Here is a 19,915-nt window from a genome sequence, read left to right on the forward strand (position 1 = left end):
AGTAATGATCTGGCTTTGTAGTTTTTAGTGAATAGTATGCTTTTATATTCAAGCCTGCTTTTTTGCCAGTAATGTAGCAAAACGCAATTTTATCCGGCGACCATGCTCATCGAGCCGATGTAGCTCACCAACATCTTCATTATATTGTAAGATATTCCAACCCGTATAATAACGAATGAGCTCTCCTTCTTTAAAGGTGAAGGGGAAATCAACATTACATGGATAGTCTGGTGTATCCATAGCCGCAACAATCAGATTATAACCTTCAGGCAGAGTTGCTTTTTGCATTTCTTCTATAAGTCGGGGAATAGTAGCGGGCTGTAAAAACATCAGCACAACCGTTGAAAAGATAAAGTTATAGCGTTTTTCAATAATGGGATTCTGGTTCAGGTCACGTATCTCAGTGTGAATATGATCAATTTTCTCTGCATCAATAATTTCATTAAGCTTATTGATGCTAGCTTCATTAATATCCCATGCATCGACCTCAAAACCTTTTTCACTGAGAAAAAGTGTATTGCGGCCACTACCACAACCAAGATCAAGTGCGGTACCTGCACTGTGCAGAATTTTACTCGCCATACGTATTTCGGAATGCGTTGGTACTAGTCCATATTTCTTTTCAAAGTAACGCTCAGGTTCACAGAAAAATTCAAGTTGGCAGGCAATATCGGAACTGGTAGAGACAATTTTGTGCCATGCTTGAGGTGAGACTAAGGAAGGTTGATGACTAGCATTAAAAGTTTCTTCAGAAATTATTTCACCATTTTCTGATAGCATGGCAAATACCAGTTCGCCCTGCAATATTGTCAATTTAGCCCAAGTCCCTTCTTGAGTATTATGTTTCTCGCGGAAATTCTGAGGAAGGGTTTTATTAGACCATACAGGCATTTGTTTATAACAGCGCAAGTTACTCATCGTATTTTCCTCAGATAGAGTTTTATGGTGATCAAGTTAGCCAAGTGAAGAATGTATGTACTCAGCTTTTTACAGTTCAGAATTTTTGAGCACTGGCCATTTGCCACATGCGGTAATAAAAATTTTCTTTATCCTGAAGCTGGTTATTAATAAGGGCATTTTCCTCCATAAAATAATGCAACTGGGCATAATTTTTAATTTCCCGGTCATTAATCCGTTGTGCCAGATGGTGTGCATCAAGTTCCGAAGGATGACGCAAGCCTGCTGCTGCTATCATATCTGCCAGGGCATGCAAAGTGTTTTTATGGAAATTAAAAACCCGTTCAGCTTTGGTGGGCACATGTAAAGCTTTTTGTCGGTCACGGTCCTGTGTAGCTACCCCAACCGGGCACTGATTGGTATGGCAGCTTTGTGCCTGTATACAGCCAATTGCAAACATGAACCCCCGACCTGAATTCACCCAGTCTGCGCCCAGTGCAAATGTACTGGCAATATCAAATGCACTGACGATTTTACCCGCTGCTCCAATCTTGATCTGATCACGTAAACCGGTACCCACCAAGGTATTATGTACAAAGCGTAAGCCTTCACGCAGAGGTGTACCAATGTAGTCACTAAATTCAATTGGTGCTGCACCTGTACCACCCTCAGAGCCATCGACTACAATAAAATCCGGTACAATTTTGGTTTCCAGCATAGCTTTTACAATACTCATAAATTGCCATGGATGCCCAATACAGAGCTTAAAGCCTACTGGTTTACCACCAGAAAGATCACGTAATTTTTGCAGAAAGTGCATCATCTGGATCGGTGTACGAAAAGCAGAGTGGGTAGAAGGAGAGATGCAGTCACGATCACGACTTACTCCCCGAATCAGGGCAATTTCTTCAGAAATTTTATGCTTTGGCAAAATACCGCCATGACCCGGTTTGGCGCCTTGGGAAAGTTTGAGTTCAATCATTTTAACCTGTTCAAGTTGTGCCTGTTTAGCAAACTTTCCTTCATCAAACTGTCCGTCAAGCGTCCGGCAGCCAAAATAACCACTGGCAATTTGCCAGACCAAATCGCCACCATTTTCCAGATGATAAGGGCTGATACTGCCTTCTCCTGTGTCATGGTAAAAGTTACCCATCTTGGCACCCTGATTTAACGCCAGAATTGCATTGGCGCTGAGACTGCCAAAACTCATGCCAGAGATATTGAAAATTGAAGCGCTATAGGGCTGAGTACATTGCTCATTACCAATCTGAATACGAAAAGTGGCCGGATCTGCTGGTGAGCAAGGTGCCAGGGAGTGAGTAATAAAACGATAATCTGCCTGATAGACATCTAAAATTGAGCCAAAGGGTTTATCTGAATTTTCATTTTTCGCACGCTGATATACTAGACTGCGCTGTACCCGTGAAAATGGCAGTGCATCATGATCCGATTCAATAAAATACTGCCGGATCTCTGGACGAAAATCTTCAAAGATATAGCGAAAGTGGCCCATAATCGGATAGTTTTTTAAGATCGAGTGACGATTCTGCAAAACATCATAGAGACCCAGCAGGCTGAGCAAAGCTGTGATTAGCCAGACACTGTTAAGCAAGGTATCTGAAACGAAGTAATAAATATAATGTGGCTCATAGAATAGCCTAAGCATGGTAATACCTAATGCGATCAGAATGCACAGGAACCAGACCGAATGTCTTGAGAAAAATGTATTGAGGAGCTTATGACGTATTGTTTGTGCTGGGCTTGCCATTATATTCAGCTTTCCTTTTAATATTTTTCAATAGATTCAACTTGCCAAGCCGGGCTATATTTCTCAATGAGAGTTTTGTTCATTCTCAGTCATATAAGAAGATAACTGAGATAATTTTTCAGATAAAAAAATAACCAGAACAGGTCTGGCTATTTTTTATAAATAAATATTAGTTCTGCTCTTCTTCTGGTGGAAGCAGCATCAAAATAGAGTCAGTCAATAGTTGTGCGATATCTTCAAGTATTTCTTCATCATTTAAATTCTGATCAAGAACCAGAATTTCACCATCAGCAAGGCGCTTTAAATAGGCTGCAAAGCTTTCAGAAATATATAGTGCTTCACCATTTGCCCAAAAAAGTAGCTGGTTGTCTTCATCTGTATAAAGCAGGCGTGAAGCAGGTTCCAGCATTAGCATGTAACCCTGATCCAAAGCTTCTTCCAGATCACCTGTACCGATCTCTTCCGCTTCAGGAATATTCTCCGGATACTTCGGCTCTGACATCAAGCTGATAATAGCATCATCAAGTACAGTAGAGTTTTGCAGACGGGCAAGCAGTTCTGTTTTAAGGTACTCAAGTTCAACAGGTGTAATCTCGCCTGCTGCTGTAGCCTGGTCACGCAGAATATCGGTTAGCGGATTTCTGAGTAACTGGTCTTCAGAAAATTTATCACTCACACGATCCATCATATCTGCAATATTAGGCATGCGAAAACCAAAGGAAAAGGTCAGGCAGTCATCTTCTGCTACGCCATAGTGAGACAGACCTGGCGGAACATATAACAGATCACCTGGAGCCAGTACTTCATCAAAATTTACCTCCATATCTGGTAGCAGTTTAAGAGGCTGACCTGGAACAAAAGCCGTGTCTGCATCGCACATCTGCCCAAGCTGCCAGCGACGGTGACCGTAACCTTGCACCAGGAATACATCATAAAAGTCAAAATGCTTGCCAACTGAACCGCCTTTAGGCGCATAAGACACCATAATATCATCACGGCGCCACTGTGGAATAAAGGGAAATTTTTTCCATAGGGCTGCGAGGTCAAATGAATAATGGTCAACCGCCTGAACCAGCAAGGTCCATAGTTTTGGCATTTTCTGGAAATCGCCTTTAATCAGGGGAGAAGATTTCACTGACCACTGGTTAGAATCTTTATCTTTTTGCTTGATTAAACGGGCAGTAATATTTTCTTCAAGCGCAAGTTCTTTAACATCGTTCGGTTCAAGAATATTGATAATTTCGGGCAGGGCATTACGGACCAGTAGCGGTTTTTTTTGCCAATATTCACTTAAAAATTGTTCGGCAGTTATACCGCCTAAGACAGCTAGAGGTTGGGACATAGAAAAACCTGTAAATATTAAAAAAATTAGCTAGGGAATCTGGAAGTCGAGTTGGCGCAAAATCTGGCATAGCTGAATCATGGGTAGGCCCATTAAAGTTGTCTGGTCATTACCCGTCATCTTTTCAAACAGACTAATGCCCAGACTTTCACATTTAAAGCTACCTGCACAGTGAAGTGGTTGATCCAGTTCGATGTATCGCTCAATTTCGGCCAGATTTAATGTGCGGAATTTTACCTGATAATGCTCTACCAGTGTGTGCTGAAAACCTGTGGAATGCTGCTGTACACTCAGCCCCGTACTAAAATAGACCGTTTTCCCGGAATTGACCTGCAACTGTTGCACTGCCTTTTCAACTGTTAAGGGCTTACCTATAAAATCATCGGGTGTATGTTCCCGCCATGCTACCTGATCGGAACCAATCACTACTGCTTCAGGGTAAAGTCTGGCAACAATATGAGCTTTGTCAAAAGCCAGTCTCCTTGCAAGTTCATCTGCATGTGTCTCACCCTGGGGTAATTCATCAATATCTGGTGAAATACATCGATACTGCAAGCCTAAACGATTCAACAGCGCTTTACGGGTATCACTACTGGAGGCCAGAATAAGAGGAGGCTGCTTCATCAAATTGCATAATCCATTAAAATATCTAAAGGTACATAACTGAGTACTGCCTGATGGCAGGCATGAATTTTTACAGGCGGAGCCATATCAGCCTGATAGGCTTCAACCCAGCGCGTTACGCAGATACACCAGAAGTCACCAGGTTTTAGTCCGGGAAAACCTACTTCCGGTAAGGGCGTAATCAGATCATTACCCAGTTTTTGAGAAAAACTTAGAAATTCAGATGTCATCTGTGCACAAACAGTATGCTGGCCCAGATCAGTAGCAGCAGTATGGCAAAAACCATTACGGAAATATCCGGTAATAGGGTCATAGCAACAGCTTGCCAAGGGTTCACCTAATACATTTAAGCGGTTAATCTTCGGATCAGGATGAAAAGACATAAGTACTCGGAAATAGACAGGCTTTATCTATCATAACAAATCTTTGGCAAACGTTAGCTTTTATGCAAAAGAAGCTAACCTTTTTAAGCATAATCATTTAAAATCGATGGCATTTTTAAATACATAAAGAGAGTATTACATGAACTTTCAGCGTATGACTGACCTTGACCTGACAGGCAAACGTGTCCTTATTCGTGAAGACTTAAACGTTCCTGTAAAAAATGGTGAGATTACGAGCGATGCACGTCTACGCGCTGCATTACCGACAATTCAGGCTGCGCTGGAAAAAGGTGCAGCAGTGATAGTGTGTTCTCATCTGGGTCGTCCGGTAGAGGGTGAACCTAAACCGGAACAGTCACTCGCTCCTGTTGCGGCTTATCTGTCTCAGGCACTGGGTCAGGAAGTCCAGTTGGTTACAGAGTACTTGGATGGCGTTCAAGTTCAGGCCGGCCAGGTAGTTTTACTGGAAAATGTACGTTTCAATGCAGGTGAAAAGAAGAATAATCCTGAGCTGGCACAAAAATACGCTGCATTGTGTGATGTCTTTGTTATGGATGCATTTGGTACTGCGCATCGTGCAGAAGCATCTACAGAAGGTGTAGCGCGCTTTGCCAAGGTTGCAGCAGCAGGGCCGCTGCTTGCAGCAGAACTGGATGCACTGGGCCGTGCACTAAAAACACCTGAAAAGCCGATGGTAGCAATTGTTGCAGGTTCTAAAGTCTCTACTAAACTCGACGTTTTAAATTCTTTATCTACACTTTGTGACCAGTTAATTGTTGGCGGCGGTATTGCCAATACTTTCTTGGCCGCCGCTGGTTATAACGTGGGTAAATCGCTTTTTGAAGCAGACCTGGTCGACACTGCAAAAGCGATTGCTGCGAAAGTTTCTGTCCCTTTGCCAACTGACGTGGTTGTTGCTAATGCATCTGAAATTAACTTTGAAGATTTCTTGGGTTCATTGGCAAAAGCTCAAGCTGTAGTCAAAAAAGTATCAGAAGTTTCGGAAAATGATATGATTCTGGATGTTGGTCCAGAAACAGCTCAGGCATTTGCAGAGATTCTTAAAAATTCAAAAACTATTTTATGGAATGGTCCGGTCGGTGTATTTGAAGTTGACCAGTTTGGAGAGGGTACCAAAACGCTTTCTCAGGCAATTGCAAAGTCTGCCGGTTTCTCGATAGCAGGCGGTGGAGATACATTGGCAGCTATTGATAAATATGAAGTCGCTGACAAAATTGGCTATATCTCGACTGGTGGAGGGGCTTTCCTTGAGTTTGTAGAAGGCAAAACCTTGCCAGCAGTAGCCGTGCTACTAGAGCGTGCCTAATACATTCTTCTGATTCTATAATTTTTAAAGTTTAAACAGGTTGGCTTGGTCCAGCCTGTTTTCATTTTAGATTCATATAACTGTCATATTTGTGCAATAACATAATCTGCATTAGATCTTCTTTGTTTGGGTAAAGGTAATGAAGTTAAAATTTATGCTTGTGATCTCACTGGTCGCACCACTGGTACTAACTGCGTGTGCAAAGAAAGAAGAAGCAGCTGCAACTGATCAGGGGCAAAATGCACCTGCTGCAGAAGAAAAAATAACACCTGAACAACAAGCTGCAATTGATGCAATCGATAAGCCAGTCATGGATGAAAATAATACAGATATTTCGCCTGAACAAGCGAATGCACCAGCTGAAGATTCTATGACTCCAGCAGCAGAAATGCCTGCACCAGATGCTGAAACAGCTACTACAGGCACAGCCACACAGTAAATTGTAGGCTTTTGTTTAAAAGTCCCTGCAAATGCAGGGATTTTTTTTTAAATCATGTGTTTTGTTGCTGAATTGAAATAAATGACAGGGTAGAATAGGCCGCATTACCTGGGAGGATATTATGGCACTTATTTCGATGCGCCAGCTCTTGGACCACGCCGCAGAACATAGCTACGGCGTACCAGCGTTCAATGTAAACAATTTAGAACAAATGCGCGCAATCATGCTGGCTGCAGACGCAACCAATTCACCTGTGATCGTACAAGCTTCAGCGGGGGCCCGTAAGTATGCAGGGGCGCCGTTCTTGCGTCATCTTATTCTGGCTGCTATTGAAGAATGGCCACACATTCCGGTAGTTATGCACCAAGATCATGGTACCAGCCCAGATGTTTGCCAACGTTCAATTCAGCTTGGCTTTAGCTCGGTGATGATGGATGGTTCATTAGGTGAAGATGGTAAAACACCAACTTCCTATGAATACAATGTTGATGTGACTCGTCGTACTGTACAAATGGCACATGCTTGTGGTGTTTCAGTAGAAGGTGAAATTGGCTGTCTGGGTTCACTTGAAACCGGTATGGCTGGTGAAGAAGATGGCGTAGGTGCAGAAGGGATACTTGACCATTCTCAGCTGTTGACTTCTGTAGAAGAAGCACGCAGTTTTGTGGCTGATACCAATGTTGATGCGCTGGCAATTGCTGTAGGTACTTCACATGGTGCGTATAAATTCACCCGTCCACCAACGGGAGACATCTTGGCAATTGACCGTATTAAAGAAATTCACGCGGCTCTACCAAATACACACCTGGTTATGCATGGCTCAAGTTCAGTTCCACAAGAATGGTTAGCTATTATTAACCAGTACGGCGGCGATATCAAAGAAACTTATGGTGTGCCAGTTGAGCAGTTGGTAGAAGCGATCAAACATGGTGTACGTAAAATTAACATCGATACAGACTTACGTCTGGCTTCTACCGGTGCAATGCGCCGTATGATGGCTGAGCAGCCAAGTGAATTTGATCCGCGTAAATTCTTTGCCAAGACTATTGATGCAATGAAACAGATCTGTGTAGATCGTTATGAAGCATTTGGTACGGCAGGCCATGCAGATAAAATCCATCCGATTTCACTGGAAAAAATGGTTGATCGTTATAAATAACTCACTACGTGATTTTTTATAATATTTAAAAGCCCACAGATGTGGGCTTTTTCTATAAGCTCAAGTAAAACAAGCTAAGAGTGGCAAGATGGAACTGATTTTTGGGGCGGCCTTATGCAGTGTGGCAGTGTCTATATTCTTAAAATGGGGCAAATCACACGGTTTTGATGCTCTGCAAATGATTACTGTCAATTATGCAGTTGCCAGTGTGCTTTGCTATATATGGTTTAAACCGGATTTTTCTCATGTTTCTTTAAGTACCACTCCGTGGTGGCTGATTTTTATTTTAGGTATGCTATTGCCTGGTATATTTCTATGTCTGGCCAGATCACTACAATACGCAGGAATCCTGAAAACCGAAATTGCGCAACGCCTGTCTGTTGTATTATCTCTACTGGCTGCTTTTTCTATATTTCAGGAACAGTTCAGTATTAGTAAACTGCTGGGTATAGGTCTAGGAATAGTCGCAGTAATCAGTTTATTATTCGGTCAACATTTTCAGGAAAAAACGACTTCCGATCATAAAAAAGGTCTGGTTTTTCTATTGAGTGTATGGATAGGCTACGCGTTGGTGGATATTCTTTTAAAATACACCACAGGCTTAGGCTTACAATTTGCACTGGCCTTGAATCTGGCCTTTCTCTTTTCTTTTGTACTCTCAAGCGGTTTTCTGGTTTTACAAAAAAACCGGTGGTCACAAAAAAATATATTAGCTGGTTCAGGTTTGGGCTTGCTTAATTTTTGTAATATTGCTCTGTACATTAAGGCCCATATGCTACTTAAAGATAGCCCGGCTATTGTATTTGCTGGAATGAATATTCTGGTAGTATTACTGGGCGTGATGAGTGGCTTGCTGTACTTTAAAGAAAAACTGAATCTCCCGACATTAATCGGCTTAATTTTAGGATTGACTGGAGTAATCTGTCTGGCATATGCCATGTAATATGCTTTAAGGTAAGTAAATTTTTATCACTGCTACCGGATGAAGCAAATAATCCAGTTTATTGACACTACCAAGTATCTGGCCTGGCTGCTGGCAATTTGGGCATGCTGGATAGGAAAGCATATGCTGTCTATTTATTTGTTCTATGTACATGCTGCCGCAACCTAGACATTCAAATTTAAGCAGACGTTTGGGAATAGGTAACATTGTTTTTTATTTCCAGTTTTTGAATGATTTTAAAATTTTTATATAAAATTATGATGACAATTATAAAAGGAGAGATATCCTCTCCTCAATTTAGAATTTTATAGCTTGGTAAAAATTTGTTCTCTATCCAAGCGTGATTTAGGTAACTTGGCATTAAAATCGCTTGCACTGCGGTAGCCTAATGTAAGTAATACTGATGGAACTAAGCCTAATTCAGTTAGGCCTAATTCTGCACTGATAATATCTTCATTAAATCCACCAATAGGGGTAGCGTCCACACCTTCAATACCTGCTGCCAATAGCATTTGCCCAAGAGCAATAAAAGTCTGATTTTCAGCCCAACGCTGGACATCACCTTTTTCATTGCGGTAATAATCAACATAACCACTACGGCTGTCTTTCTGACCTTGTTTGGCTGTTTCATCCTTGAAGCGCCCACTTGCTGCATCTTGATTTAACAAATGCTCAAGATGTTCTTCAGTAATATTGGCTTTAGTACAAAATAAAATAGTATGGGAAGAGTCTAATACTTTAGGTGCGTTATAACTGTACTTGCCCACCAGAGCTTTCGCAATACGCTGTTTGGCAGATTCATGATCAGCGATAAAGAAATGCCAAGGCTGAATGTTAATTGATGAAGGAGTATAACGAAGTATTTCCAGGAAGCGTTCAAACTGCTCCTGTGAAATTTTCTTGGTTGGGTCATAAGCTTTAGTCGTATAGCGGTTATGTACGATATCAAGCAGATCCATATATGTACTCCATCACTGCATTTAGGTTCAAATCATTGAGATTGATCATACGATATTTTTTAAATAATACTCGTAAATTCAATCAATTTTTATCTTAAAGAAGCAGGATTATATTGTTTGTTTAATAATTCCAGCTTATCAACTTTAACTCTGTTTGCTCTGCTAGCGGATTTATCTCCAGAATTTGAGCAGAACGCTCTCTCCAGTCACCTAGCACAATACGCTTTTTATTATATATTTCATGAATTGCAGGGCGATGTGTATGGCCGTGAATCAAAATATCGGAATTTTCTAGAACCTGCTCAACTGTATGCTGGTTAACATCCATAATTTCATAAGCTTTGGTCTGCTTGGTCTCAGCACTTTTTTGACGGAATCCATTGGCCAGCTTTTGTCTAAAACCGAGTGGTAGACGCTTTAGAAAGCCCAGCAAAAGTGGGTTGCGAATTATCTTTTTAAAGCGTTGATAAGATATATCATCAGTACAAAGTGCATCTCCATGTTCTAGCCGGAACGCTAAAGCACCAATACTCAACTGATATATATCTGGCAATAGAACACCGTGAAACTGGTCCAAGAATTTTTGGCCTAGGGCAAAGTCACGATTTCCGGCCTGAAAATAGATAGTGTTACCAGCTTGTTGGAACTGCTGTAAAGCCTGAACAATTTCATCCAGCCAAGGCGCGGAATAATCATCACCGATCCAGGCATTAAACCAGTCTCCTAAAATATAGAGCTGGGTATGCTGGTTTGCATAATATTTTAATAAGTCTAAAAACCCCCGAACAAGTCGAGGGTGTTCAGGTGACAAATGTAAATCTGAAATAAACAGATAGGTCACAAGGTGTCCTGTATAAAATTATTCAGAGATAATTTTAGCAGATTCGATTACAACATTTTCCAGAGGAACATCGGCATGGTAACCACGGTTACCAGTACGGACATTTTTAATCTCATTAACAACGTCCATACCTTCAACAACCTTACCGAACACTGCATAACCCCAACCTTGAGCAGTTTTACCTGTATGGTTAAGGAAAGAGTTATTTTTCACGTTAATGAAAAACTGGGCAGATGCAGAGTGAGGAGCCTGGGTACGTGCCATTGCAATCGTACCTTCGTCATTGCTCAGGCCGTTATCTGCTTCATTTTCGATTGCATCGCGAGTTGCTTTTTCTTTAAAGTTTTCGTCGAAGCCACCACCTTGGATCATGAAACCGTCAATCACACGGTGAAAGATAACGCCGTCATAAAAGCCGTCACGAACATATTGCAGGAAGTTTTCAGCAGTTTTAGGTGCTTTTTCAGTATTAAGCTCAAGAACAATACGACCTTTATTGGTGTTTAATTCGACTTGAGGAAAACTCATTGGTTAATCTCCTGAACATGGACAAAAATGCCATGGGTTTTTTGGTTGAGAGAAGCATAAGCAAACTGTAAACTACAAGGCAAGTAAAAACGTTATTTTCTTTGTTAAAAAAACTGAATAGCGTTTTAATTATCCTCATTTTTTGATTTAGAAGTGAATTATCTATTATGAAGCCCAATGATGTTGTTTCATCCCTGCCAAATAACCCGACACCAAATAATGAAGCCATAGTCGATCAAGCGCAGCAACAACAACAGGCAGGCTTAGACTTTATCCGTCAGGTCATTAGTGATGATCTGGCTGCCGGGCGTACCCAGAAAGTAATCACCCGCTTCCCACCAGAGCCGAATGGCTATTTGCATATTGGTCATGTAAAGGCTATCTGTCTGAACTTTGGAATTGCAGAAGAATATCAAGGTGCATGTAACTTGCGTTTTGACGACACCAATCCAGATGCCGAAGAGCAGGAATATGTAGATGGCATTGCTAATGATGTGAAATGGCTTGGATTTCAATGGGAAGGTGAGCCGCGTTATGCATCAAGCTACTTTGATCAGCTCTATACATGGGCGCTTCAGTTGATTCAGCAGGGCGATGCCTATGTAGACTTGCAGACTCCAGAACAGATTAAGTTAAATCGTGGCTCTTTTGTAGAGTCAGGCAAAAACTCACCTTATCGTGATGCAAGTGTTGAAGAGAATCTGACACGCTTTGAGCAGATGCGTAATGGTGAACTGAGTGAAGGTGAAGCGGTACTCCGCGCTAAAATTGATATGGCTTCACCAAATGTCCACATGCGTGATCCGATTCTGTATCGTGTGTTGCATTCTGAGCATCATCAAACAGGCAATAAATGGAAAATCTACCCGATGTACGATTATGCCCATCCGTTGTCTGATGCGATTGAAGGCATCACACATTCGCTTTGTACTCTGGAATTCCAGGACCACCGTCCTTTTTATGATTGGGTCGTCGAGAAAGTCCACTCACCCGCTGTACCGCGCCAGTACGAATCTAGCCGTCTGAATGTCGATTATACTATTACTTCAAAACGTAAACTGCGTAAGCTGGTAGAAGGTGGGCATGTACATGGCTGGGATGATCCTCGAATGCCAACAGTTGTTGGTATGCGCCGTCGCGGTTTTACTCCAGAAGGATTGCGTGATTTTTGCAAGCGAGTAGGCGTTTCGAAAACTGACGGTATTGTTGATGTGGCAATGCTGGAGTTCTGCATCCGTCAGTCACTGGAAAATAGTGCAGCACGTGGTATGGCAGTCCTAAATCCACTTAAAGTAATTTTAACTAATCTGCCAGAAGCCATGGATCTGGTTCATGCGCGCCATCCAAATGTAGATATGGGTGAGCGGAGGATTCCGCTGACCTCTGAAATCTATATTGACCGTAAAGATTTTGAAGAAGTGCCGCCAAAAGGTTTTAAACGCCTCATACCAGATGGTGAAGTTCGTTTACGTCATGCTTATGTCATTAAATGCGATGAAGTTATTAAAGATGAAAGCGGTGAGGTAGTAGAATTGAAATGTTCAATTGATACGGAAACTCTGGGTAAAAATCCGGAAGGGCGTAAAGTAAAAGGTGTTATCCACTGGGTTTCTGCAACCCAAGGTATACCGGCAGAAGTCCGTATTTATGATCACCTGTTTACTGAAGCAGATCCAGAAACTGGAGATGACTTCCTGGCTAACCTTAATCCTGAATCACTCAAAGTGCTTCAGGCGGTAATTGAACCTGCACTGGCACAAGCTCAACCGGAAGACCGTTTCCAGTTCGAGCGTGAAGGTTATTTTGTGGCCGATCGTTATGACCATTCTCCTGAAAAACCGGTATTTAATAGAATTCTCGATTTGAGAGACAGTTTTAAACCGGGTAAATAAGCTTAAAAGAAGCCTCTTGTGAAAGAGGCTTCTTTTTTTAAAGGGCATAATATAAATATGATATGGTTAAAGCTGCTAATAGTGCCTGCTTTTATCTTACTGGTCAGTCTGGCTGGCCGGCGCTGGGGAACAACGGTTGCCGGTATATTGGCCGGTATGCCGGTAGTTGCTGGCCCGATAGTGGTGCTGGTTGCTTTAGAGCAGGGGGTTGGGTTTGGTATATATACTGCGACAGCAGCTGTTACAGGTGTAATTGCCTTACTGAGTTTTGGGATAGCTTATTGCTGGTTAAGTCTGAAACTTAACTGGTGGATGACTTTTCTTCTGGCAACGCTGGTTTGGAGTGTTATTTCTAGCTTTCTGGTACTTTTACCACAAAATATTTATCTTGCCCTTTGTATAGCATTACTCGGTTTGATCTTCACACCGTACTTATTACCTCGGAAAAATTGGGTGTATCGACCTGCAGCTCATGCAAAAGATCTGCCGGTACGAATGTTAGCAGGTGGAGTATTCACGCTGATAGTTACACAGGCTGCTGATCTGGTGGGTGGAACATGGAGTGGATTACTGGCAGTTTTTCCAATTATTGGTTCGATTCTGGCAGTTTTTACGCATATTACACAAGGTGCCGACGCGGTCACTACTCTATATCGGGGTACAGTACGGGGCTTATATTCGCTTGTACTTTTCTTTTTTATATTGGTAATGGCATGGCCATATATGAGTTTCTGGTTTGCGCTTATCCTTGCCATAATTGCAGCAATCACTCTGCAATTGCTATTTCAATATGCAATGAAACCACTTATCTTTTTAAACAATAAAACCCATTAGACTACTTTTTTTCTTCCTGTTTATAGATGAGATAAGAAGGAATCTGCATTTTTGCCTTATCCCGCAGTTTTTTCTTGATATACAATACTAGCGCAAAGGATGTGGTAGCCACGGTAATCATCATGCTGTTCATATAGCTCATGATTGAACTGACATAACCGATAGTTGTCAGACGATTCATCATCTTCACCACTTGCGGGCTGCTCTCGACCCCGGTAATGGCCCAGCTACATAAATGCTCACAGTTGTTAATAATAAGATGATACTGATTCTCATGCATGCGGGAACACATACGTCTAACTACCGTGCGGCCACTATATTTTGGAGCTTCATAGTGGCGTACAGAAATTTTCTTGCCATGAGAAAAGTTCTTGAGTGAGGTCATTTCGATAGGATGTTTTTTAAATAGATGGGCAAAACCAGAATAATGAATCACACGACCACGCCCGGCATAAATACCATGGTGAGTATAGCCAAAATGTTTAACAATTAAATGCGCTCCAACAGTGAAGCGTTTTACGCGTCGTGACTGCATATTGTTTTTATTCCAATAAATCGTTGGGATTACTTTATTGAAAGCAGGGTCAGGATTATACCTAAAATTAGTGTAGGCTGTCACAATATAGCGCGTTTTAACACTTTTATTGAATATTCAGATTTTTTAGAAAAAATAAAAAACTGTTAAGGGTGGCTTATACAATTCTTTTAAAATAAAAATATTTTTCATTTAACGCTTCATGGAAAATTGACCGTTTGGTCAAAACTGGTATGTTTTTTGCTGGGAATAAAACAATTCAACTAAAGCAGATGAGTGTATGACTGTTGAAATTTATCCCTGTAAAAACCATTCTGTTCAGACAGTGGTGCTCAGTTCGGGCCTAGGTGGCCACGCGAATTTTTGGCAGCCGCAGATTGAAGCATTAAGAGAATATTTTCAGGTCATTTGCTATGACCATGAAGGCATAGAACCGCAGAGTCCAGAATTACCGGAAAATTATTCCATACAGCATCTGGCAGAGCATCTGGCAAAAATTTTAAAACAGCACCAACAGCAAAACTGTCATTTTATAGGACATGCCCTAGGTGGGTTTATAGGCATAGAACTTGTGCGGCTTTATCCTGAGCTGGTCAATAGACTGGTCCTGATTAATGCTTGGGACCGGCTCGATTCGCATACTGAAAAGTGTTTTAGTACCCGTATTGCTTTACTTCGGTATGCAGGTATTGAAGCTTATATACGGGCTCAGGCCTTATTTTTATATCCGCCTGCCTGGATTTCCGCACATTCACTGCAATTGAATGAACAGGAAAACAAAATGATCGATATTTTTGCACCTCTAGAAAATGTCTTTAAACGGCTTCATGCATTACAGAATTATCAACCTTTTGAAGTGGCGCGTCAGATTCAAAATCCTACTCTGGTGTTAACCAATCAGGATGACTTTCTGGTGCCATGGAAACGGGGGCTGGCACTTGCCAAGCTGATTAAAAATGCTGAACTGGAATTAATACCAAATGGCGGTCATGCCAGTACCATAACCCAAGCTCAAAGCGTAAATGAGATACTAATTAAATTTTTAACTAAAACAACAGATTAATCTGATATAGGGAGTAGAAAATGACAATTTATCAGCAAGGCCTAGAGCAGGATGTACTCAAGCAGTTATTTACTGAAGCACGTACCTATAATGCATGGCAGGAACGTGATGTAAGCGATGAGCAGCTTATGCAGATTTACGATCTGGTGAAAATGGCTCCCACTTCGGCAAACTGTTCACCTGCGCGGTTTTTGTTTATCAGATCTGCAGGAGCCAAAGCCAAACTTAAACCGGCCTTATCATCAGGGAATCTGGAAAAGACAATGAGCGCGCCCGTAACAGTGGTAGTAGCTTATGACGCAGAATTTTATGAGCAGCTGCCTGAACTTTTCCCACATGGAGATGCCCGGTCATGGTTTACTTCAAGTCCAGAACTGGCACATGAAACGGCTTTTCGTAACAGTTCCATGCAAGCAGCTTATCTGATTTTGGCCTGTCGGAGCCTGGGGCTTGATACCGGTCCAATGTCCGGTTTTAATCCAGCTTTAATTGATGAAACTTTTTTTGCAGGCACCAGTTGGAAATCTAACCTGCTGATTAATATTGGCTATGGAGCTACAGAAAAATTGTTTGAGCGGTTACCTCGACTGAATTTTGAAAAAACCTGCAAAATACTCTAAAGCCCATCGAGCAGGAACATACGCGTTGTTGCTGCTCAAGTAATTCTAAAAAATCAAAATACTAAATCTTAAATAAATTATTAATAGTTAAAAAATTAGCTTTGAATAGATTTTTGCTGCGATTAATTGAAGATGCTTATATTTCTGTTCCTGATGCACTATCTAATTAAAAATACTACTCTTGAGCCCTTATCTAATTTATATTTATTAGTATGCTTCGATTATTTTCTTAGGAAACACTTATATTTGATAAGAAGCTTAAAAAAGCCACTGTTGCAGTCGTATTGCGCTTTAAAGCACAGATTACTCGTTTTATTCACAGTATTTATATTTAATAGAACTGCCCTAATTCTGATTTTTAATAATTTTCTCTATATTTATACAACTCAAGATAGATCTTAAAAATAATTTTAATACCTTTGCGAGTAATGTACCGCTGTTTTTTACGTCATGGTGCGCTTGATATTTAAACTTGGTTTAACTCTGTTATTCATTTCTATTCTGGATAGAGCCAGTCTAAGATTCTATGAAAGCTACTCATCTTATTAGTTATTTTCAAAAGCCTTTAAATTTTGCACTGTATGCACATATTTTGTGCGCGTGATACTTTTTGATACACCTATTTAGACTAAATGGTAAAAAAAATAATATCTCAATTTTTTATTAATATGTTGATATTAAAGAATAAAAAATATTGGCATGTACCTTGCATTAATAAAAATACAAGCAAGAAGAACTGATGTACTTGGTCCTTTTACTCGAGAAGTTTTAAAAGAGAGGTACGAATATGAAAGTCGGCGTTTTTTGTCCAATTGGTAATAACGGATGGTTGCTCTCGAAAACAGCACCACAATATCAACCAAGTTTTGAAATGAATAAAGAAATCGTACAGCGTGCTGAACATTACGGTTTTGACTTTGCTTTATCCATGATCAAGTTGCGCGGTTTCGGGGGGGAGACTGAATTTTGGGATTATAACCTGGAAACATTTACATTAATGGCTGGCTTGGCTGCGGTTACGTCCAAAATCCAGATTTATGCAACAGCTGCTACATTAGTTATGCCACCGGCAATTGTAGCAAGAATGGCTTCCACAATTGATTCTATTTCTAATGGCCGCTTTGGTCTGAATGTAGTAACTGGCTGGCAAAAGCCAGAATATAGCCAGATGGGTATGTGGCCGGGAGACGAGTACTTTGGTAAACGTTATGAATATCTTTCAGAATATGTGCAGGTATTAAGAGAGTTATGGGCAACAGGCCACTCTGACTTTAAAGGTGATTTTTTCAAGATGGATGACTGCCAGGTGAAGCCAGTGCCTCAGGCAGACATGAAAATTATCTGTGCAGGCCAGTCTGATGAAGGATTGGCATTTTCAGCAAAGTATGCCGATTATAATTTCGTTTTTGGTAAGGGCTTAAACACTCCAACGGCCTATGCCGGTATTAATGAACGTCTAAAAACACAGACAGATAAGACAGGCCGTGATGTTTCGACTTATGTACTGTTTATGATCATTGCTGATGAAACTGATGAAAAGGCTCAGGCAAAATGGCAAAACTATAATAATGGGGCTGACATGCAAGCTATTCAGTGGTTACAGGACCAAGGCGGAAAAGACAAGATTTCAGGTAATGACACCAATATACGGCACATGGCTTCCAGTGTATCTCCAGTCAATATCAATATGGGAACTCTGGTAGGTTCATATGAAAAAGTGGCTGCCATGCTTGATGAAATTGCAGAAGTTCAAGGTACAGACGGTATTCTTCTGACTTTTGATGATTTTATAAAAGGTGTAGAAGATTTCGGAACCCGAATTCAGCCACTGATGAAAAGCCGTATTGAAGTAGATAGCCCTGTACCAAGCCAGGTCACTGCACTGGAGAAAAGCGCATGAATATGAAATCAGCAATATGTGCCGACTTTACTTCAGATTCTGCACCAATTTTGAATGCTGCTCCTGAAGCAATCAAGCTCGATCCCAAACAGACAGCATTGATTATTGTGGATATGCAAAATGCATATGCCAGTTCAGGTGGTTATCTGGACTTGGCCGGTTTTGATGTATCTACTACACAACCAGTCATTGAGCAAATTAAAAAAGCTGTGGATATTGCCCATCAGGCAGGTATTCAGGTGATTTATTTCAGAAATGGCTGGGACCAGCATTATGTAGAAGCTGGCGGAGCAGGTTCGCCAAATTTTCATAAGTCAAATGCCCTGAAAACCATGCGTAAGCAGCCGGAGCTACAGGGAAAATTACTGGCTAAAGGCGGCTGGGACTATGAGCTGGTTGATGAGCTAAAGCCTGTAACGGGTGATATTGTTATCGATAAACCCCGTTATAGTGGTTTCTTTAATACTAGTCTGGACAGTGTGCTGCGTGCACGTGGTATCCGTAATTTATTATTCACCGGAATTGCGACTAATGTCTGCGTAGAGTCTACCTTAAGAGATGGCTTCTTCCTGGAGTACTTCGGTGTATTACTTGATGATGCTTGCTATCAGGCTGGTCCGCGTGAAGCGCATGAAGCCACTTTATATAACGTTAAAACCTTTTTTGGCTGGGTTTCTGATGTAGCCAGCATGCAACAGTGTTTTAGTCAAAAACAGTCCCAGAGCTCAGCAGCATAAGTTATTTTTTAAATAAAAAAATTGGAAGAAGAAACATGGCAAAAACAGTAATTATACCAGAAGGTACTGGTACGCCTTTGGCACCTTATGTTCCAGCAACCTTGGCCGACAATATTGTATATGTATCCGGTACCTTACCCTTAGACACAAATAATGAGGTGGTCTTTGTAGGAGATGCTGCTGCCCAGACCCGACATGTACTTAGTACCATTCAGAATGTCATCGAGACAGCGGGCGGTACGATGGATGATGTGACCTTTAATTCCATATTTTTAAAAGACTGGGCAGATTATGCTGCCATCAATACTGTCTATAGAGAATTTTTCCCAAATGAAAAACCAGCCCGTTTCTGTATCCAATGCGGGCTGGTGAAACCCGAAGCTCTGATTGAAATTGCTTCGGTTGCTCATATTGGCTAATCGCATCATGGACCATATTGAGAAAGATGCTAGAACAGATTAAAGGCTAAAAAATTCCGCACGAACCTGGCATCTTTCTACTATTGAGGAGAATTACACATGAATTCAGTTGTAGCAAAAGATCTGGCAGTGAGTACAAAACTTTCGGCATCTCTGATGAAATTAAAAGAGTCATCAGCCTCAGAAAAACCGGTTTTAAATGAAACCCAGCAGTTATTTAGGAACGCCATGAGCAATCTGGCGGCAGCAGTCAATATTATCAGTACCGACGGATCAGCGGGACGTGCGGGCTTTACTGCATCTGCTGTATGTAGTGTAACCGATACGCCACCTACATTATTGGTCTGCCTGAACCGTAATGCATCAGTCTATGAAACTTTCAAGCAGAATCAGGTGTTATGTGTTAACACGCTCGCTTTGGAGCATAAAAATCTGAGTAATCTGTTCGGCGGCAAAACACCAATGGCAGAGCGTTTTGCACAGGGCGAATGGCAAACCCTGACGACTGGTTCACCGGTATTGCAAGACGCCATGCTGGCTTTTGACTGTCAGGTTAAACAGATCAGTAGCGTAGGTACACATGATATTTTTTTCTGTGAAGTACTAAGTATTCAACAAAAATCAGGAGCTCGCAGTCTGGTTTATTTTGACCGCGCCTATCACCAGCTTACTCAACACCACTAAATCTATTGCAGAAATAAAAAT

At 41.3% G+C, this 19,915-nt stretch carries 22 protein-coding genes; 13 read left to right on the forward strand and 9 right to left on the reverse strand.

Annotated features, from left to right (window positions below; translation table 11 throughout):
- Positions 1-48: 48 nt before the first annotated feature.
- The 5 genes from tehB to N518_RS0108325 all read right to left on the reverse strand — a co-directional run bounded on the left by tehB (position 49) and on the right by N518_RS0108325 (position 5,014).
- The gene (gene tehB / locus N518_RS0108305; RefSeq protein WP_017400602.1) at positions 49-918 is read right to left on the reverse strand and encodes an SAM-dependent methyltransferase TehB; all 870 of its coding nucleotides are present in this window, start codon (positions 916-918) and stop codon (positions 49-51) included.
- A gap of 76 nt (positions 919-994) precedes the next feature.
- The gene (locus N518_RS0108310; protein ID WP_017400601.1) at positions 995-2,665 is read right to left on the reverse strand and encodes an FMN-binding glutamate synthase family protein; all 1,671 of its coding nucleotides are present in this window, start codon (positions 2,663-2,665) and stop codon (positions 995-997) included.
- Positions 2,666-2,834: 169 nt separating this feature from the next.
- Positions 2,835-4,007, reverse strand: a complete 1,173-nt coding sequence (locus N518_RS0108315) for a cupin domain-containing protein (RefSeq protein ID WP_005026259.1) — start codon at positions 4,005-4,007, stop codon at positions 2,835-2,837.
- Between the two features lie 30 nt (positions 4,008-4,037).
- The gene (locus tag N518_RS0108320) at positions 4,038-4,631 is read right to left on the reverse strand and encodes a Maf family protein (protein WP_017400600.1); all 594 of its coding nucleotides are present in this window, start codon (positions 4,629-4,631) and stop codon (positions 4,038-4,040) included.
- Complete coding sequence (locus tag N518_RS0108325; RefSeq protein ID WP_005026254.1) at positions 4,631-5,014, reverse strand: DUF2237 family protein; 384 nt, start codon at positions 5,012-5,014, stop codon at positions 4,631-4,633. Before N518_RS0108325 ends, N518_RS0108320 begins: the two co-directional genes overlap by 1 nt.
- A 139-nt stretch (positions 5,015-5,153) precedes the next feature.
- On the opposite strand from N518_RS0108325, the gene N518_RS0108330 reads away from it, so the two are divergent.
- From N518_RS0108330 to N518_RS17455, 5 genes are all read left to right on the forward strand, one after another.
- Positions 5,154-6,341: a phosphoglycerate kinase gene (locus tag N518_RS0108330; protein WP_005026252.1), complete on the forward strand. Its 1,188-nt coding sequence runs from the start codon at positions 5,154-5,156 to the stop codon at positions 6,339-6,341.
- Between the two features lie 139 nt (positions 6,342-6,480).
- A complete protein-coding gene (locus tag N518_RS0108335) occupies positions 6,481-6,780 on the forward strand; it encodes a hypothetical protein (RefSeq protein ID WP_005026248.1) in 300 nt (99 codons plus the stop codon).
- A 121-nt stretch (positions 6,781-6,901) separates the two neighbouring features.
- Positions 6,902-7,939: a class II fructose-bisphosphate aldolase gene (gene fba, locus N518_RS0108340; protein WP_005026246.1), complete on the forward strand. Its 1,038-nt coding sequence runs from the start codon at positions 6,902-6,904 to the stop codon at positions 7,937-7,939.
- Between the two features lie 88 nt (positions 7,940-8,027).
- A complete protein-coding gene (locus tag N518_RS0108345; protein ID WP_005026244.1) occupies positions 8,028-8,882 on the forward strand; it encodes a DMT family transporter in 855 nt (284 codons plus the stop codon).
- A 39-nt stretch (positions 8,883-8,921) separates the two neighbouring features.
- Complete coding sequence (locus N518_RS17455; RefSeq protein WP_016801188.1) at positions 8,922-9,050, forward strand: hypothetical protein; 129 nt, start codon at positions 8,922-8,924, stop codon at positions 9,048-9,050.
- A 137-nt stretch (positions 9,051-9,187) separates the two neighbouring features.
- Here N518_RS17455 and nfsB read toward each other — a convergent pair whose 3' ends face one another.
- From nfsB to N518_RS0108365, 3 genes are all read right to left on the reverse strand, one after another.
- Positions 9,188-9,841, reverse strand: coding sequence for an oxygen-insensitive NAD(P)H nitroreductase (gene nfsB / locus N518_RS0108355; RefSeq protein ID WP_005026240.1), 654 nt, complete (start codon positions 9,839-9,841; stop codon positions 9,188-9,190).
- 121 nt (positions 9,842-9,962) lie between these two features.
- The gene (locus tag N518_RS0108360; RefSeq protein WP_005026238.1) at positions 9,963-10,682 is read right to left on the reverse strand and encodes a UDP-2,3-diacylglucosamine diphosphatase; all 720 of its coding nucleotides are present in this window, start codon (positions 10,680-10,682) and stop codon (positions 9,963-9,965) included.
- 18 nt (positions 10,683-10,700) lie between these two features.
- Positions 10,701-11,210, reverse strand: coding sequence for a peptidylprolyl isomerase (locus tag N518_RS0108365; protein WP_005019994.1), 510 nt, complete (start codon positions 11,208-11,210; stop codon positions 10,701-10,703).
- 167 nt (positions 11,211-11,377) lie between these two features.
- On the opposite strand from N518_RS0108365, the gene N518_RS0108370 reads away from it, so the two are divergent.
- Together N518_RS0108370 and N518_RS0108375 are read left to right on the forward strand one after the other, a co-directional pair.
- Positions 11,378-13,102: a glutamine--tRNA ligase/YqeY domain fusion protein gene (locus tag N518_RS0108370; RefSeq protein ID WP_005026236.1), complete on the forward strand. Its 1,725-nt coding sequence runs from the start codon at positions 11,378-11,380 to the stop codon at positions 13,100-13,102.
- 57 nt (positions 13,103-13,159) lie between these two features.
- Positions 13,160-13,936, forward strand: a complete 777-nt coding sequence (locus N518_RS0108375) for a hypothetical protein (RefSeq protein WP_005026234.1) — start codon at positions 13,160-13,162, stop codon at positions 13,934-13,936.
- Position 13,937: 1 nt separating this feature from the next.
- Here the strand turns inward: N518_RS0108375 and N518_RS0108380 are convergent, their stop codons facing one another.
- Positions 13,938-14,471, reverse strand: coding sequence for a lecithin retinol acyltransferase family protein (locus N518_RS0108380; protein ID WP_005026231.1), 534 nt, complete (start codon positions 14,469-14,471; stop codon positions 13,938-13,940).
- 280 nt (positions 14,472-14,751) lie between these two features.
- Here N518_RS0108380 and rutD point away from each other — a divergent pair, with 280 nt between their 5' ends.
- The 6 genes from rutD (at position 14,752) to rutF (ending at position 19,894) form a co-directional block, all read left to right on the forward strand.
- A complete protein-coding gene (rutD, locus tag N518_RS0108385) occupies positions 14,752-15,534 on the forward strand; it encodes a pyrimidine utilization protein D (RefSeq protein WP_005026229.1) in 783 nt (260 codons plus the stop codon).
- 20 nt (positions 15,535-15,554) lie between these two features.
- Positions 15,555-16,154 (forward strand): malonic semialdehyde reductase, encoded by a 600-nt coding sequence (locus N518_RS0108390; RefSeq protein WP_005026227.1) that lies wholly within the window; start codon positions 15,555-15,557, stop codon positions 16,152-16,154.
- Positions 16,155-16,941: 787 nt separating this feature from the next.
- A complete protein-coding gene (gene rutA / locus N518_RS0108395) occupies positions 16,942-18,054 on the forward strand; it encodes a pyrimidine utilization protein A (RefSeq protein WP_005026225.1) in 1,113 nt (370 codons plus the stop codon).
- The gene (gene rutB, locus N518_RS0108400; protein WP_005026223.1) at positions 18,051-18,791 is read left to right on the forward strand and encodes a pyrimidine utilization protein B; all 741 of its coding nucleotides are present in this window, start codon (positions 18,051-18,053) and stop codon (positions 18,789-18,791) included. Before rutA ends, rutB begins: the two co-directional genes overlap by 4 nt.
- A gap of 35 nt (positions 18,792-18,826) precedes the next feature.
- A complete protein-coding gene (gene rutC, locus N518_RS0108405) occupies positions 18,827-19,210 on the forward strand; it encodes a pyrimidine utilization protein C (protein ID WP_005020003.1) in 384 nt (127 codons plus the stop codon).
- A gap of 156 nt (positions 19,211-19,366) precedes the next feature.
- Positions 19,367-19,894, forward strand: a complete 528-nt coding sequence (gene rutF / locus N518_RS0108410) for an NADH-dependent FMN reductase RutF (RefSeq protein WP_227548704.1) — start codon at positions 19,367-19,369, stop codon at positions 19,892-19,894.
- Positions 19,895-19,915 lie beyond the last annotated feature (21 nt).

The organism is Acinetobacter sp. UNC436CL71CviS28, from assembly GCF_000620525.1.
Classification (GTDB): Bacteria; Pseudomonadota; Gammaproteobacteria; order Pseudomonadales; family Moraxellaceae; genus Acinetobacter; species Acinetobacter radioresistens.

What these genes read in the sequence shown, in the direction of transcription:
- tehB (WP_017400602.1), bottom strand. Translation starts at nt 918, where the DNA reads ATGAGTAACTTGCGCTGTTATAAACAAATGCCTGTATGGTCTAATAAA.
- N518_RS0108310 (WP_017400601.1), bottom strand. Translation starts at nt 2,665, where the DNA reads ATGGCAAGCCCAGCACAAACAATACGTCATAAGCTCCTCAATACATTT.
- N518_RS0108315 (WP_005026259.1), bottom strand. Translation starts at nt 4,007, where the DNA reads ATGTCCCAACCTCTAGCTGTCTTAGGCGGTATAACTGCCGAACAATTT.
- N518_RS0108320 (WP_017400600.1), bottom strand. Translation starts at nt 4,631, where the DNA reads ATGAAGCAGCCTCCTCTTATTCTGGCCTCCAGTAGTGATACCCGTAAA.
- N518_RS0108325 (WP_005026254.1), bottom strand. Translation starts at nt 5,014, where the DNA reads ATGTCTTTTCATCCTGATCCGAAGATTAACCGCTTAAATGTATTAGGT.
- N518_RS0108330 (WP_005026252.1), top strand. Translation starts at nt 5,154, where the DNA reads ATGAACTTTCAGCGTATGACTGACCTTGACCTGACAGGCAAACGTGTC.
- N518_RS0108335 (WP_005026248.1), top strand. Translation starts at nt 6,481, where the DNA reads ATGAAGTTAAAATTTATGCTTGTGATCTCACTGGTCGCACCACTGGTA.
- fba (WP_005026246.1), top strand. Translation starts at nt 6,902, where the DNA reads ATGGCACTTATTTCGATGCGCCAGCTCTTGGACCACGCCGCAGAACAT.
- N518_RS0108345 (WP_005026244.1), top strand. Translation starts at nt 8,028, where the DNA reads ATGGAACTGATTTTTGGGGCGGCCTTATGCAGTGTGGCAGTGTCTATA.
- N518_RS17455 (WP_016801188.1), top strand. Translation starts at nt 8,922, where the DNA reads ATGAAGCAAATAATCCAGTTTATTGACACTACCAAGTATCTGGCCTGG.
- nfsB (WP_005026240.1), bottom strand. Translation starts at nt 9,841, where the DNA reads ATGGATCTGCTTGATATCGTACATAACCGCTATACGACTAAAGCTTAT.
- N518_RS0108365 (WP_005019994.1), bottom strand. Translation starts at nt 11,210, where the DNA reads ATGAGTTTTCCTCAAGTCGAATTAAACACCAATAAAGGTCGTATTGTT.
- N518_RS0108370 (WP_005026236.1), top strand. Translation starts at nt 11,378, where the DNA reads ATGAAGCCCAATGATGTTGTTTCATCCCTGCCAAATAACCCGACACCA.
- N518_RS0108375 (WP_005026234.1), top strand. Translation starts at nt 13,160, where the DNA reads ATGATATGGTTAAAGCTGCTAATAGTGCCTGCTTTTATCTTACTGGTC.
- N518_RS0108380 (WP_005026231.1), bottom strand. Translation starts at nt 14,471, where the DNA reads ATGCAGTCACGACGCGTAAAACGCTTCACTGTTGGAGCGCATTTAATT.
- rutD (WP_005026229.1), top strand. Translation starts at nt 14,752, where the DNA reads ATGACTGTTGAAATTTATCCCTGTAAAAACCATTCTGTTCAGACAGTG.
- N518_RS0108390 (WP_005026227.1), top strand. Translation starts at nt 15,555, where the DNA reads ATGACAATTTATCAGCAAGGCCTAGAGCAGGATGTACTCAAGCAGTTA.
- rutA (WP_005026225.1), top strand. Translation starts at nt 16,942, where the DNA reads ATGAAAGTCGGCGTTTTTTGTCCAATTGGTAATAACGGATGGTTGCTC.
- rutB (WP_005026223.1), top strand. Translation starts at nt 18,051, where the DNA reads ATGAATATGAAATCAGCAATATGTGCCGACTTTACTTCAGATTCTGCA.
- rutC (WP_005020003.1), top strand. Translation starts at nt 18,827, where the DNA reads ATGGCAAAAACAGTAATTATACCAGAAGGTACTGGTACGCCTTTGGCA.
- rutF (WP_227548704.1), top strand. Translation starts at nt 19,367, where the DNA reads ATGAAATTAAAAGAGTCATCAGCCTCAGAAAAACCGGTTTTAAATGAA.